At 49.1% G+C, this 13,738-nt stretch carries 15 protein-coding genes; 1 reads left to right on the top strand and 14 read right to left on the bottom strand.

The window, feature by feature from the left end; all coding sequences use genetic code 11:
• Positions 1-20: 20 nt before the first annotated feature.
• From folB to NW747_RS07310, 14 genes are all read right to left on the bottom strand, one after another.
• Positions 21-383 (bottom strand): dihydroneopterin aldolase, encoded by a 363-nt coding sequence (gene folB / locus NW747_RS07375; RefSeq protein ID WP_273186429.1) that lies wholly within the window; start codon positions 381-383, stop codon positions 21-23.
• Positions 370-1,239: a dihydropteroate synthase gene (gene folP / locus NW747_RS07370; protein ID WP_273186425.1), complete on the bottom strand. Its 870-nt coding sequence runs from the start codon at positions 1,237-1,239 to the stop codon at positions 370-372. Before folP ends, folB begins: the two co-directional genes overlap by 14 nt.
• A gap of 672 nt (positions 1,240-1,911) precedes the next feature.
• The gene (locus NW747_RS07365) at positions 1,912-2,523 is read right to left on the bottom strand and encodes a DUF47 domain-containing protein (protein ID WP_273095870.1); all 612 of its coding nucleotides are present in this window, start codon (positions 2,521-2,523) and stop codon (positions 1,912-1,914) included.
• A gap of 78 nt (positions 2,524-2,601) precedes the next feature.
• Positions 2,602-3,267, bottom strand: coding sequence for a metal-dependent hydrolase (locus NW747_RS07360; RefSeq protein WP_273186423.1), 666 nt, complete (start codon positions 3,265-3,267; stop codon positions 2,602-2,604).
• A gap of 962 nt (positions 3,268-4,229) precedes the next feature.
• Complete coding sequence (locus tag NW747_RS07355) at positions 4,230-4,820, bottom strand: ANTAR domain-containing response regulator (protein WP_008859291.1); 591 nt, start codon at positions 4,818-4,820, stop codon at positions 4,230-4,232.
• A gap of 1 nt (position 4,821) precedes the next feature.
• Positions 4,822-6,240, bottom strand: a complete 1,419-nt coding sequence (locus NW747_RS07350; protein ID WP_008859292.1) for a sensor histidine kinase — start codon at positions 6,238-6,240, stop codon at positions 4,822-4,824.
• Positions 6,241-6,359: 119 nt separating this feature from the next.
• A complete protein-coding gene (gene tsaD / locus NW747_RS07345; RefSeq protein WP_273095877.1) occupies positions 6,360-7,382 on the bottom strand; it encodes a tRNA (adenosine(37)-N6)-threonylcarbamoyltransferase complex transferase subunit TsaD in 1,023 nt (340 codons plus the stop codon).
• Complete coding sequence (rimI, locus tag NW747_RS07340; RefSeq protein ID WP_273186420.1) at positions 7,379-7,846, bottom strand: ribosomal protein S18-alanine N-acetyltransferase; 468 nt, start codon at positions 7,844-7,846, stop codon at positions 7,379-7,381. The genes tsaD and rimI overlap by 4 nt, the downstream gene beginning before the upstream one ends.
• Entirely contained in the window at positions 7,819-8,511 is a 693-nt protein-coding gene (gene tsaB, locus NW747_RS07335) for a tRNA (adenosine(37)-N6)-threonylcarbamoyltransferase complex dimerization subunit type 1 TsaB (RefSeq protein WP_008859295.1), read from the bottom strand. The genes rimI and tsaB overlap by 28 nt, the downstream gene beginning before the upstream one ends.
• Positions 8,495-8,974, bottom strand: a complete 480-nt coding sequence (tsaE, locus tag NW747_RS07330; protein ID WP_273186418.1) for a tRNA (adenosine(37)-N6)-threonylcarbamoyltransferase complex ATPase subunit type 1 TsaE — start codon at positions 8,972-8,974, stop codon at positions 8,495-8,497. Before tsaE ends, tsaB begins: the two co-directional genes overlap by 17 nt.
• Positions 8,964-9,851 (bottom strand): patatin-like phospholipase family protein, encoded by an 888-nt coding sequence (locus tag NW747_RS07325; protein ID WP_273186415.1) that lies wholly within the window; start codon positions 9,849-9,851, stop codon positions 8,964-8,966. The genes tsaE and NW747_RS07325 overlap by 11 nt, the downstream gene beginning before the upstream one ends.
• 34 nt (positions 9,852-9,885) lie before the next feature.
• On the bottom strand, positions 9,886-10,644 hold the full coding sequence (gpmA, locus tag NW747_RS07320; protein WP_008859298.1) for a 2,3-diphosphoglycerate-dependent phosphoglycerate mutase: 759 nt from the start codon (positions 10,642-10,644) through the stop codon (positions 9,886-9,888).
• 11 nt (positions 10,645-10,655) lie between these two features.
• A complete protein-coding gene (gene thiL / locus NW747_RS07315) occupies positions 10,656-11,645 on the bottom strand; it encodes a thiamine-phosphate kinase (RefSeq protein WP_273186413.1) in 990 nt (329 codons plus the stop codon).
• Positions 11,645-12,202 (bottom strand): isochorismatase family protein, encoded by a 558-nt coding sequence (locus NW747_RS07310; protein ID WP_273186411.1) that lies wholly within the window; start codon positions 12,200-12,202, stop codon positions 11,645-11,647. Before NW747_RS07310 ends, thiL begins: the two co-directional genes overlap by 1 nt.
• 227 nt (positions 12,203-12,429) lie before the next feature.
• Between NW747_RS07310 and NW747_RS07305 the strand changes: the two genes are divergently transcribed.
• The gene (locus NW747_RS07305) at positions 12,430-13,404 is read left to right on the top strand and encodes a hypothetical protein (protein ID WP_273186409.1); all 975 of its coding nucleotides are present in this window, start codon (positions 12,430-12,432) and stop codon (positions 13,402-13,404) included.
• Positions 13,405-13,738 lie beyond the last annotated feature (334 nt).

Below are 13,738 nucleotides of genomic sequence, written 5' to 3'. Positions count from 1 at the left end.
CAGGATATCCTGCAGACTCATCATTTCCTTTCTTTGCAAAGAGTGACAGAAACATCATCCAGGATGCCGGGAATAGGAGAGCCCGGCTTGTGGACAGTCGTTATCACTTTTGTCACCGGCGGGAAATTTTCCATAATATCAGTATTGATAACGCCTGCCAGTCTTTCCAGCAGTTTATAGGGGCCTCCTTCAGCCCTCTTTTTCACTATTTCATATACGGCCACATAATTGACAGAATCTTTCAGGGCATCTGTTTCTCCTACCCTGGACAAATCCAGATCCATTTCCACATCAATGTAAAAACGCTGGCCCAGCTTTGTTTCTTCCGGTTCATCGCCATGATAACCGAAAAAAGCCATACCTTTAAGGTCAATATGATCCATAGGACTCTCCTTTTCCCTGAAAAAGACGGAGCGCATCCCATACCGCAAGTTCCCGGGCTGTGGTTTTTACATCGTGAACTCTGTAAATGGAGCAGCCTTTTTCAGCGCCCCAGAGATTCACTGCCGCCGTACCTTCATCCCGTTCATCGGCATCGGTACCAAGGATGGTGCCAATAAATCGTTTACGGCTTACGCCAAGAAGCCAGGGGCAGGGGAAAGCCAGAGTAAGCTCATCAAGCCTCTTGAGGATTTCCATATTCTGCTCCGCATTCTTTCCAAAGCCAATGCCCGGATCCAGGATAATGTTCTCTGCCCTGACGCCGGCGGAAAGGGCAATTTCAATGGATTTATCGAAGAAGTGCTTCAAATCATCCATCATATCCTTTCCGTAGACTTCCGTTTCCTGGTTATGCATGAGAATCACAGGAACATCAAAAGCGGCGGCGGTTTTAGCCATACTGCCGTCATCATACTGAAATCCCCAGATATCATTGACTATATGAGCTCCTGCCTTGAGAGCAGTTTCCATGGTTTCATAATGATAGGAATCAACGGATACAGGAACCATACTCACCTTCAGCACATCAGGAAGAAATTGCATGAGACGCTTTGTCTCCTCTTCCGGTGTAAGCGCCACATGGCCCGGTCTGGTAGATTCTGCCCCCACATCAATCAGATGAGCTCCGTCTTTAATCATATCGGTGGCATGGGAAACGGCCAGGGTGTTGGAATTCCATTTTCCCCCATCGGAAAAAGAATCAGGCGTTACATTGAGGATTCCCATAACCAGGGACCTTTCACCTAATTCCAGCTTCTTTCCATCTTTCCATTCATATAGACGATGCTGTCTTTTCATGTCCATCCCCCTTAAGGAAAAATCATTTCATACCATTATAGCACGGACAGGAAGCTCCTGAAAAATTCAACAAAAAAAGCGGTATCCACCGCCTTCTTTGTGCAAGACCGCCATTGAGGAGTATGACGAATCCGCAGTCAGATTGATAATCAGGGAAATAATCATCAATGAGACCGGACAGATAAACCCGTCCCATGGCATTTCCTCCATGTAACCCTATTATACAAAATTTTTCACAAAAATCCAATAGGTTTAAAATTTTTTAATACCGGGCATGGAGCCCCTGACTGCCTCATTTCCGCTTTCATGCTTGAATTTGTGCAATGCAAAGAACGGAACAGAAAACGGGCGGCCATTACGGAAGCACTGATTAATTCATAGAGTTTTCTTTTATAAGAATTTTTATGCACTGTTTCGTCATGGGCTTCCTTAAATAGCTCGCTATTCTCGTCAGCCCATTCCTTGCATTGCATAAAAATTCAAGAATAAAAGCAAACAATGATTTAATCAGCGCTTCCTTAGGAAAATCCCATGGCCGGCAGCATATAAAGAATCTGATAAAAGCAGACTCCATAAATGAAACCATGCCTTCACTGATTCTTCACTGCCCTTCCGTCTGACAGGGAAAAACAGGGCTCTTAGGCCGCTGATTCCAGTAATGATAAAAAATCTTCAGTAACGGGTAATGATTTTCTGCAGCAGCGGTACCGTTCCGGCAGAGGCATCAAGCACTTCCTCCAGGTGATCAAAGATTTCTTTCCAGTACACCAGCTCTGCTGCTTTAGTTTCAGATCCATACAGCTTTTTCATCATCCTGCGAAAGCAGTCATCCCCTCTTTCTTCGAAAGTATAAATCCGACGGCAGCGAGCTTCCATTTTCATGAAGTTTTCCGAGACATCAGTGGTGTAATCCATGATTTTCTTCAGCTCTGAAAGGGATGCTGCCGACAGGCGGGCCATAAGGGTGAGTTCCTCCGGCGTTTCTCCCACCATGGCCATATCCAGCTGGCCCAGAATGCTTTTGGAAATATCTACTATATGATACATCCGTTCAATAAGCCCCCTCGCGTTATCCAGCTGGGAAGGATCCTTGTAGGCCTTATACATCCGCTCCATCAGAAGGCCGTAGGATTCTCTGCATTTCATCTTGATATCGGAGCACTCTTTATAGCTTTCGGAAACTGCCATGCGGCCTTCTGCCGTTTCTTCCAAAAGAAATCCGACTCTGCCGGTAAAGCCGGCAAAATCACGAAGGCTTTCAAAAAACTTATCTTCTTTACTCATCTGCGTCTCCATGTATGAAAATAGAAAAAGGCAAAACCATGAACCAGAGGATTCATGGTTTTACTTCTATGCCTTTTATTATAAATCTATGGCTTCTCCGGGGTGGACAATCATAACATCAAGCCCTTCCTCTGCCGCCTTTGTCTTGAAAGCGTCCACGTTCTGTGAAATCACAGGCCATGTATTGTAATGGAGGGGTATCACATGTTTTGCCTTCAGGAATTTTCCCGCCAGAATGGCATCGTCCGGTCCCATGGTGTAGTTATCGCCAATAGGCAGAATAGCATAGTCAATATCATAGAGCTCGCCAAAGAGTTTCATGTCGCCGAAAAGGGCGGTATCTCCGGAATAGTAAACCACAGGGCCTTCTTTGAAGGAAATAATAAAGCCACAGGGTGTGCCGCCAGCTGCTCCGCAGCTGTGGAAAGCCTGCACCATTTTCACATCACCGAAGTCAGCATGGAAAGTACCGCCCAGATTCATGGGCTGGAAATTGGACAGGGACTTGGAGAAAAGGGCAATAACCTCGGGAATGGCTACCACCTTAGCCCCCGTGCGGAGTGCAATTTCATTGGCGTCGCCAAAATGATCGCTGTGAGCATGGGAAAGGAGGATGTAATCGCATCTTACCTTATCCGCCTTCATCGCAGCCTGCCCGTTTCCTGTAAGAAACGGATCAAAAAGGAGCCTTTCTTTTCCTGTATCAATCTTAAAGCATGCATGTCCTAAAAATGTGTACTTCATGATGAAAACCTCCTTGATTGATAGATATGAGATAATTTTGAGAAGAGATAAGCATGTTCCAGTGAAAGGGTTCAAAGGGTTCAGAGGGTTCAGAGGGGAAGGTTGACGGGGCTTCGCCCCGAGGGTTGTGGCCGCCTGACGGCGGCGGGTTGTGTCGAAGGGTTGTGAAGAGAAAGGTTCTTAAGATGGATGGGCCTTCGGCCCAAGGGTTCTTAAGTTTGACGGCCCTTCGGGCCGAGGGTTGTGGTATCGCCCTGCGGGCGATGAGTATTATAATGCCGCCTTCGGCGGTCACGTCCACATTGAGTATCATAATCATTCTTACCACCGTCCACCCCTTCGCCACTTCGTGGCCCTCTTCCCCTAAAGGGGACGCAAGAACGTTACGGGATTTACTTTCAGTGTCATAGGGCTTGATTAGCATTCTGGTGATTAGCCGCTGCGCGGCTCCCCCCTTATCCGGCTGCGCCGGACTTTCCCCATCCGGGGGGACAGAATAAATCACTCTATGCTTTCCTGCAGAGACATGGCTCCATGGCTAAGCACCCATAGTCCCACCGCTTGCGGGGGGAAGGTGGTGCCGTAAGGCACCAAAGGGGGAATGCATTTCCTCGCCCGCAGGGCGGTTGTATGGTTTTCGCCGCCAAAGGCGCCGTACCTCGCCAGCGCAGCGATACTATATACCTCCCGAGGGCGAGAGCCCGGAGCCCGCCTGTAAGGCGAAGCCGATCACAGGCAGAACCCTGGCAGCCCAGGGCCGAAAGGCCCGGCGGCTGGCTCAACCCTCACGCCCGTAAGGGCGTGTCAACCTTCGGGAATACTGGAAAGCATCGCGCCGGTCCCGGTCCCGATCTCGACCGCGCCACAGGCGCTTCAAACTTTAGAACCTTCGCACCGTAAGGTGCGTCAAACTTCAGCCGCGAAGCGGCTGTCAAACCGCTGCCCGCAAAAGCGGGCAGCTCTTACCTGTTCTTTCTTGCCATGATTTCCTTAACTACCTTCTGCGCCACATCGGCGATGGTGATGCCCCGCTTCATACTGGTCTGCTGCATACGGCGATAGGCATCTTCTTCAGTAATATGGTAGTAATCCATAAGAAGGCCCTTGGCACGATCCACGATCTTCCGGGCAGCCAGTTCTCTTTCCATGTTTTTCACCCGGTCCACCATGTCTTTCTTCTGTCTATACTGACTCACGGCAATCTGAATGGCAGGGAAGAGTGTCTTCTCTTCCACCGGTTTCATGACGTATCCAAAGACCATGGATTTCTTGGCCTTTTCAATCATATCTTCATCGCCGAAAGCGGTGAGAAGGACTACAGGAGCCAGATTATCATGCGCAATCATGCGGGCAGCCTGTATCCCGTCAAGCCTCGGCATTTTTACATCCAGAATAGCCAGATCCGGCTTCTTCTCTTTTACCAGATTCAGTGCTTCCACGCCATCGGAGCCTATGCCCACCACTTCGTGGCCTGCTTCTTCCAGCATTTCCCTAAGGTCCATACAGATGAGAGCTTCATCATCTGCGATAACGATTCGGTATTTTTCTGACATGCTATCCCTCCATCACTGACAGGGGACAATCAATATCGGCTGTCACCATATGATTTTCATTTTTCAGGGAAAATTTCCCTTTCAGTTCAATTTCCGAAAGATTCCTCACAATCTGGAGTCCCAGGTCAAAGGTTTTGGTACTGAAATCATCAGCCAGAGGATGTCCATCATTTCTGATATAGACATGAAGATCACTGCCTCGAATTTCGGTGCCCACCACCAGTGTTCCCTTTTCCATATCCTTAAATCCATGGTCGATGGCATTATGAATGAGCTCATTGGCTGCAATGGCCAGCGGTACTGCCTTTTCAGAGTCTACAATGAGACTCCGTCTTGATTTTTCCCTCACCACATTGACAGGAATAAGGGCCAGGCTGTCCACGGATAGCTTGGTAATTTTGTCCAAAAGAATATCCATATCGATCTTATCGCCGCTCTGGCTGGCCAGAATATCATGAATCTGAGAAATACCGAGAATACGGCTTACCGCCCGACGGAGCGCTTCTTTTGTGTCATCATCTTTGGCCCGTCTTGCCTGCATGCGAAGCATACCGGCAATGGTATTCAAACTGTTTTTTACCCGGTGATGGATTTCCTTAATAACGGAGTCCTTCACCAGAATTTGTCTTTCTTTTTCCCTGATGGCAGTCACATCAGTAAGTACCAGAACCGTACGTACCACCCTGCCGCCGGAAATAATAGGAAGACCCCAGGCGGAAAGAGTCATGTTTTCAGACACTTCATCGCCGTAAGCAGGCTTTCCGGTCTTCATGACCTTGTCCACCAGCGGGAGCCGGACAATGGTGTGACCGATGAGCTCCCGGCTTTCCACCGCTTCCTTGTCCAGCACAAAATACAGGTCATCAGCCATGTCATTGGCATAAATAATACGTCCTCCGGCATCCAGGATAATCACACCGTCCTGGGGGCGAATGCTGTAGTAGTCAGCAGTAGAAAAAGGTACCTGCAGTGCCAGATTAGCCGTATCCGTAAGCACCTGCTGCTGTTTTACGGAATTCGCCATAAAGCACACCGCAGCAAAAGGGATACCTGCATTATCCACAATGGGATAAGCCGTCACTGCCACCGTCAGCCCCTGATCAAGCTCCATGCGCCCCACCACTTTTCTTCCAGTGGTGAAAACATTTTCAATGACTGCCAGATCTTCTCCTAAACGGGTATCTCCGGATTTAAAGAAGGTAGATCCATGAGTATAAGATGGCTTAACCGCCATGAGTATGACGGAAATGTCATCATTCTTTCCTCTAGCGCAAAGGTATACCTGATTTCTGGAAATATCAGAAGCCAGCTGCAGTGCCACCTGCATATGGTCCAGAATCTTAGCCTGCACATCGGTGAGTTTCGTGGTGTCCCGCACCAGCGTATAGAGCTGGCTCATTTCAATTCCACGGGTCTGCATAATTTTTTCCCCCACAATAATGCAATCAGCAGTTCCTGAGGAATCGCTGATGAAATTCCGATCTCATTCCATCATTGAATGCATATGAAATGAAACTCTTAGCGTAAATCAGCAGCTTTTTAAAGTTTGAGCTGATCGGCCAGAAATGGCAGCCGGGGATCCGCATTGAGATTCATAGGTGCAAAGTCTCCGGCCTTTGCCATGTAATAAGCCCTGCATCCAATCATGGCGCCATTATCAGTACAGAGTACCGGGTCCGGGCGGCACATACGAATGCCCCGTTTATCGCATTCTTCCTTCAATGCTTTGCGAAGACCGCTGTTGGCTGCCACACCGCCGGCCAGGGCAATGGTCTTATACCCCGTTGCCTCTGCCGCTTTCATGGCCTTTTCCACCAGCACATCTACCACTGCTTTCTGGAAGGATGCAGCCACATCCTTTGGATTAATTTCTTCCTTCTTCATTTTGGCGGTATTCAGGTAGTTAATGACTGCTGATTTCAGGCCGCTGAAGGAAAAGTCAAAAGTATGTTCTCTTCCAAGCCCCATGGGGAACGAAATGGCATCAGGATTTCCTTCCCGGGCCAGCCTGTCGATATGGGGGCCGCCAGGATAAGGATAACCCATGACCCTGGCAATCTTATCGAAGGCTTCCCCTGCTGCATCATCTCTTGTCTGACCAAGAAGCTGGAAGGTATTGTAATCCTTCACCACCACAATCATAGTATGGCCGCCGGAAACCACCAGAGACAGGAAAGGCGGCTCCAAATCCGGATACTGCAGAAGATTGGCGAAGATATGGCCTTCCATATGATTGACCGCCACCAGGGGCTTATCCAGCGCCCAGGCCGCCGCTTTGGCAGCTGCTACCCCCACCAGGAGAGCCCCCACCAGGCCCGGCCCCTGGGTCACTGCAATGGCATCCATATCTTCCCAGGAACATCCGGCCTGCTCCAGTGCCTCAATGGCTACAGGAAGCACATCTTCTATATGGTGGCGGGAGGCAATTTCAGGCACTACTCCGCCGAATTTCTTGTGAATAGGCACCTGTGTGGAAATAACGTCAGACAAGATATGGCGCCCGTCTTCAATCACCGCACAGGATGTTTCATCACAGCTTGATTCAAACGATAAAATCTTCATAATTCTCCTTCTACTTTTCTGGACATAATATATCCATCCTCTTTAGGAAGGTCATAAACTCCTTTTCTGAGCCCCAGCACTTCAAATCCATGATTTTTGTAAAGGCGCTGTGCCTCCTCATTGCTCACCCGCACCTCCAGGAAAAGGGTGTTCATATGTCTCCGAGCCGCTTCCATAAGTCCTGCCTCCACAAGAAGGGCGCCAATGCCTTTCTTTCGAAAAGAGGGACGAACACCGATATTAAGCAGCTGTCCTTCATCGGCAATGAACCAGAAGCAGCCATAGCCTGCAATTTCTCCATTCATTCTGGCTATAAAATATTCACTGTGGCTTCCTTCCATATCATGGATCACCGTTTCTTTACGCCAGGCATCGGAAAAGCAGAGCTTCCCTATTTCATAAATGGCAGATGCGTCGGCTCTATCAGCCTTTTCAATCAGGATTTCCTGTGCTGTTTCTCCCAAAGTACCTCAGCCTCGCTTCTGCGGATATAATTAGGAAGAATGGACAGGGGACTGTCAGTCTTTCCTTCCCTGATCTTTTTTAAGCCTGCCATAGCTACGCTTCCTGCCCGGGCCAGGCGGCTATGCGGCGGTGCCAGTTTAATGCCTGCAGAAACAAGCTTGTCCTTGTATTTATCAGCGCATTCTCCTACTGCAATCACGGGACCGCCATGGGTCAGGGCTGCTTCAATGACCTGATCTATAGGTGCCGCTTCTTCCTTTTCTTCCTGCCACATTTCATCAAAAGCACCGTATAAAGCAGCATACACATTGCCCCGCTGGGCATCCAGAAGAGGCAGGATAAAGGCCTGGGCCCCTGCCATATTCCAGGCCAGCGCTTCCAGCGTGTCCACTCCAGCCAGAGGGACCTTCCATATATAGGACAGCATTTTGGCAGTGGCAAGGCCGATGCGAAGGCCTGTAAATGAACCGGGACCGATAGAAACGGCCACAGCCGTTATATCCTTCTTGGAAACCCCTGCCTCCTTTATCATCTCATCCATATGGGGGATAAGCTGTTCCGAATGGGTAAGCCTTTTCTGTACTGTCCATTCAGCAATCAGCCTGTCCTCTTCTGCCAATGCACAGCTTAGTACCAGTGATGATGTATCAATGGCCAGCAGCATAATTTTCTATCTCCTTTGTTATTTCAACCGGAGCCTTTCCGCTCCAGGATACAGTAATCTTTCTTTCCTCTTCACCGGAAAGGACGATATGAATATGAATGCTTTCTTCAGGAATGAGAGAAGGAAACATATCTGCCCATTCCACCACCACTACGCCGCTTTCTCCATACTCCTCCCAGCCGATGTTCCATAAATCATCTTCGCTGTGAAGACGATAGAAATCAAAATGCTTCAAAGGAAGACGGCCATCTTCATATATATTCATAATGGTAAAGGTAGGACTTCCTACCACTCCCTCTATACCCATTCCCTTAGCCAGTCCCTGGACGAAATGAGTCTTGCCTGCGCCCAAATCGCCGGTTAATGCAATGAAAAGACCATCTTGGGCTCTTTCCCCCAGGAAACTACCGAAATCCATGGTTTCCTTTTCACTGTTCGTCGTGAATGTTACTTCATTTTTCATGAAGCCACCTCATCATTTCATCAAAACGGTCCATAGCCAGACGATACCCTTCACCATGGAGCTTTCTCAATTTGCCAGCATCTCTTTCCGTCCGAGACACCGTTACCGGGTTTTCAGGACGGATAACGAAAACGGCGCCTTCCTTTTCCAGCTCTATGACTCTTTCCATTTTCCTGTTATACCGCTCCGGAATAGAGCACATGCCGTCCACCACTGCCGGATAGGTTCGCCCATAGACAGCCTTCAGCATCCCATGCATCCAGAAGGGCACCGGTTTCTTCCGATAATTCACATCCCGAGTAAGGATATATACGATTTTCCCATGGGGAAAGGGGATTTCCTCAGGCAGCGGCACCAGAGGCATGCCCACGCCGCCATCCACATAGGCCTTTCCCCGCCAGTCCACCGGTTTGGATACCAACGGAATAGAGCAGCTGGCCTCACAGACCTTCATAAACTCGGAAGACGAAAGGTCATGGCTGGAAATGAAATGGGGCTTTCCCTCAAGGCAGTCTGTAATCACTGCATAGAGCACTTCTTCGGCCTTCTCAAAGGTTTCAAAATCAAAAGGGTCCTCTTCATGGGCCAGGGGGCCAAACATGAAATCAAAATTAAAGAAAGAGCCCCCTTTCAACATATGCCGAAATCCCATGTACCGGGGATCAGCGGCATAGGCGGAATTGACCCGGACGCTTCTTCCGCACTGCTTTGACAGGTAGCCCAGTCCCTGCAGAGTGCCTGCAGAGATACCTGCTGCCTTTTTGAAATAAAACCGATGGTCCATGAAAGCATCCAGCACACCGGCCGTAAAGAGGCCCCGCATGGCACCACCTTCCAGAATCAGCACCGGTGCTTCATCCATTTCTTTTTCTATCATATTGTTTCGCCCTGGGGAAATACCCGGCACCTCCTTATTTCTTAACTGAGCAGGCAGACTGGTTCTTTACAGCATTGATTTTCGCCTGGATCGCTTCCTGATCTCCCAGATAAGATACATCATGCACTGTGAAATCGGAGTTCAGATGGTAAACCAGTGGAATGCCGGTAGGAATATTCATACCGGCGATTTCCTTATCAGAAATCCCTTCCAAATGCTTCCGAAGAGCTCTGATAGAATTTCCGTGCGCCGCAATGAGCACCCGATCTCCCGCTTCCATGCGAGGACGAATGACTTCATCAAAATAAGGCGCAACTCTTCCCACCGTATCTTTCAGACATTCCGACAATGGAAGTGCTACCTTCCCCTTCATTTTCTGATAAGGCGCCTGATTCACCGGATTTCTTGGATCATCTTCCGACAGAGCCGGCGGACGTACATCGTAAGAACGCCTCCAGAGGAGCACCTGCTTTTCTCCATACTTATCGGCAGTTTCCGTCTTGTTCAATCCCTGCAGGGCTCCGTAGTGCCTTTCATTCAGGTGATAATCCTTAATCACGGGAATCCACACCAGATCCATTTCATCCAAAATGCGGTAAGCTGTGTGGATAGCCCGCTTCAGCACGGAAGTAAAACAACAGTCAAAGGAGAGCCCTTCCTTCTTTAATAAACGGCCTGCTTCGCTGGCCTCTTTCATACCTTTGTCAGAAAGCTCCACATCTGTCCAGCCGCAGAACAGATTTTTCTTATTCCATTCACTTTCCCCATGACGAATGACCACCAGTGTATACATAGGATCCTCCCTTACTTTTCAAAATGATCAAAACCTTTCGCTTGAAGAAGCCGTCTTTGACCATGCCGCCACACATAAACGCCCGTTCCCGGTTTCTTTACAACCCTTCCCACCGGAGTTATGGGCATCTCTTTTTTTATTGTATCAAAATCAGAAGGAGAAATGGTACCAGTAAGCTGGTAATCTTCTCCTCCATTCAGGGCCCAGACCAGAGGGTCCCGATGTACCTTTTCCGCCAAAGCCCCCACCGCTTTCGATAGAGGCACCTTTTCCAGTTCGATTTCCAGTTCTACTCCCGATGCCTTTGCAATTTCATTCCATTCCCGGGACAGGCCGTCAGAAATATCATTCAGCGCATGGGCTCCTGCCTTTCTAAGGAGTATTCCCAGCGGAATCTGGGGTTCCGGCCGCTGATGTCTCACTGTCAGGGAAGGCCATTCCTCTCCCATGTCATGAAGGAGCGCATAAAGCCCTGCCGCCGAATCACCTGCAGTACCGGTGACAAAGATGATATCCCCCTGCCGGGCACCGCTTCTTGTCACCGCTTTCCCTTCAGGCACCATGCCTGTCACCGTACCGGTAAGGATTAATCCCTTTGTAGATCCTGTCACATCGCCGCCAAGAAGATTCACCCTGTACTTTCCGCAGCAGGCCCTGAGCCCGTCATAAAAACGGTCCACCCAGGAAAGAGGAAGATCTCCGGGAAGAGCAATGGAAAGGACAAATCCCACGGCCTCGGCCCCCATGGCGGCCATATCGCTGAAATTGGAAGCCGCCAGATGGTACCCTACGTCGAAGGGACTCATGGTGTCCCTGGTGAAATGGATGCCCTCCACCATGGTATCTGTGGAAATCACCTGGTCGTATCCGCCAGGCGTTCGATACACCGCACCATCATCACCGGGACCTACAACCAAAAGCTCCGGACGAAAGATAAAATCGTGCATAATGCGGCGAATCAGGCCGAACTCTCCCACATCATCTACCAAAAGTTGTTTCATTATTCCTCCAGCAGAGTCACACCTTTTTCTTTCAATTCCTTCAAGGTCTTTGCATGATCCTTTTCCGACACATAACCCAGCCCTTTTACCAGAAGTGTTACCTTCCTGCCGGAAGCAAGGAGGGCGAGCACCGTTTCTTTCACACAGTACTCCGACGCAATACCACCTACATACACATGGGAAGAAGTCTCGTCTCCCAGCCGCTTTCCCTCTTGATTCACTCCGTTAAAAGCAGAGTACTCCTCTACTTTATCATCTTGGCCCTTCAAGAAACGATTTTCAGAAGAAGGACGATTCTCTTTCTTCTTCACCTGCTCTGTAAAAGCAGGATCAAGTTCTGCCCCTTTCGTGCCGGCCACACAGTGAACAGGCCAGATGCCGCCATTCACCTTGAAAGAACCATTGGATGGGCTGTGCCAGTCCGATGTATAAAGGCAGCGCACAGGATGGCTGTTTATAAAACGTACCAGTTCTGCCACCGCCTCATGGCTGTGCCCGCAGGCCAGCGTACCATCTATGAAATCATACTGACAGTCCACAATAACAAGATCATCCATGATAAACCCCTCCCATTCCTGTTTCCCTCTATTTTATCAGCTTTATCGGATGAGGAAAAGGGGGCAGTCCCACCTGATCCGTGCCGAATAGAGAACTTTTTATAAACAGCTGCCTGCCAGGAAAAGGCCATTGTATCCCCATGACTGACAGGTAATTTTAGCAGGCCCAAACTATTGCGTCCTTTCTTTATAACAGGTATACTAGAAAGGAATTGTTTATAAAGGAGATGGATGTTTTGAATTTTGGTGACGCAATAGTGGCCTTTCTGAATATTGGCCTCTTCAGTTCCCTGGTCAGCCGTTTTACAGGAGCTAATACGGCCATACTTGTTTTCTGCTCCCTGCTTTATCTGGGCTGTGAGCCGGTAGAAACCGTGGGCATCATGCTGACTTACCTTGTATTTATGAGACTGACCATTTACACACAGAAGAAGAAATTAAATTTCAAGCACCTGCAGGTGTTTAAGGGATATAAAGTCTTTATTCCCGTTTTCTTTATCCTTGTTTCCCTTTTTGTCTATCCTTTCGCCGCTCTGGCCATTTTCCTTCTTCTTTTCATGACGGAAATTCTGGCACAGATGTGGGCTGATGTGCCGGAAGAAAAAAGAGCCTCCCGGAGTCAGATTACCGGCTGGATAGTCACGGGCTCCATCCTTACTACCATTGCCATGATTGCCGTAAAATTTATTCCTGAAGATTTCTACTACATCATCGGCGGTATTGCAGGCTTCCTCATTTGTGTATTTTTCTACTGGCTGGGTCAGGACAGAGACCGGCTCTCCGGCATATGGGATAAAATCGTCCTCCTGTCCTTCATTCCCCTGGGCCTCTTCGGTTTCGACCTGGCTGACTGGCTGGATGATATGCGCCGTCATGTGAACTCCACCCTCATTGCCTATAATCTGCCCTTCATTTTCCTGCCCGTATTCTTCATTGGCTTCCTGATGGCCAATATTCTCTTCGGCATTTTCTCCCTGTCGGGACTGGTCATTACCTTTTTCGGCGCTCTGGGCCTCCGCCTTTTCGGCTATTATGAGATGTCCCGCAAAGGCAAGGCAAACCTGGTATCCCTGGGTTTCACCGTACTGGCTATCCTGCTGCTCCTCATTACGGCACCTGAACCTACCGGTGTTTCTAAAGCAGTCGATGCTTTCCTTCCTTCTAACCACTATGGATTTACAGGAATCCTTAATATGTTCTGATTCTTAAAGGAAATCAAAAAGCTCTCCGGAATGGAGAGCTTTTTTGGTGCTATAAAGCAGTGTTGGACTGTATTCACTGTATTTCCGTAGGGGCCTGCGCCTACGGTGCAGAGGGGCGTATGGCATCCATCGGGCCTGACGGCCCTCGGTGCCAAAGGTTGTATTCGCTGCGCTCAGGGGGCGAAGGACACGCCCGGAGGGCATGAGGGTTCAGAAGGTTCAAAAGGTGCAGAGGGGAAGGTATCGCCCATGGAGCCACTGCGTGGCAGAGTTCAAAGGGTTCAGAAGATTCATAGGGTTCAGAGGGGAAGGTATCGCCGCTTCGCGGCGATGA

The organism is Dialister succinatiphilus, from assembly GCF_928721695.1.
In the GTDB taxonomy this organism is placed as follows: domain Bacteria; phylum Bacillota; class Negativicutes; order Veillonellales; family Dialisteraceae; genus Dialister; species Dialister succinatiphilus.
This window is presented reverse-complemented; position numbering and strand designations above follow the sequence as displayed.

What these genes read in the sequence shown, in the direction of transcription:
- folB (WP_273186429.1), bottom strand. Translation starts at nt 383, where the DNA reads ATGGATCATATTGACCTTAAAGGTATGGCTTTTTTCGGTTATCATGGC.
- folP (WP_273186425.1), bottom strand. Translation starts at nt 1,239, where the DNA reads ATGAAAAGACAGCATCGTCTATATGAATGGAAAGATGGAAAGAAGCTG.
- NW747_RS07365 (WP_273095870.1), bottom strand. Translation starts at nt 2,523, where the DNA reads ATGAGTAAAGAAGATAAGTTTTTTGAAAGCCTTCGTGATTTTGCCGGC.
- NW747_RS07360 (WP_273186423.1), bottom strand. Translation starts at nt 3,267, where the DNA reads ATGAAGTACACATTTTTAGGACATGCATGCTTTAAGATTGATACAGGA.
- NW747_RS07355 (WP_008859291.1), bottom strand. Translation starts at nt 4,820, where the DNA reads ATGTCAGAAAAATACCGAATCGTTATCGCAGATGATGAAGCTCTCATC.
- NW747_RS07350 (WP_008859292.1), bottom strand. Translation starts at nt 6,240, where the DNA reads ATGCAGACCCGTGGAATTGAAATGAGCCAGCTCTATACGCTGGTGCGG.
- tsaD (WP_273095877.1), bottom strand. Translation starts at nt 7,382, where the DNA reads ATGAAGATTTTATCGTTTGAATCAAGCTGTGATGAAACATCCTGTGCG.
- tsaB (WP_008859295.1), bottom strand. Translation starts at nt 8,511, where the DNA reads ATGCTGCTGGCCATTGATACATCATCACTGGTACTAAGCTGTGCATTG.
- tsaE (WP_273186418.1), bottom strand. Translation starts at nt 8,974, where the DNA reads ATGAAAAATGAAGTAACATTCACGACGAACAGTGAAAAGGAAACCATG.
- NW747_RS07325 (WP_273186415.1), bottom strand. Translation starts at nt 9,851, where the DNA reads ATGATAGAAAAAGAAATGGATGAAGCACCGGTGCTGATTCTGGAAGGT.
- gpmA (WP_008859298.1), bottom strand. Translation starts at nt 10,644, where the DNA reads ATGTATACACTGGTGGTCATTCGTCATGGGGAAAGTGAATGGAATAAG.
- thiL (WP_273186413.1), bottom strand. Translation starts at nt 11,645, where the DNA reads ATGAAACAACTTTTGGTAGATGATGTGGGAGAGTTCGGCCTGATTCGC.
- NW747_RS07310 (WP_273186411.1), bottom strand. Translation starts at nt 12,202, where the DNA reads ATGGATGATCTTGTTATTGTGGACTGTCAGTATGATTTCATAGATGGT.
- NW747_RS07305 (WP_273186409.1), top strand. Translation starts at nt 12,430, where the DNA reads ATGGATGTTTTGAATTTTGGTGACGCAATAGTGGCCTTTCTGAATATT.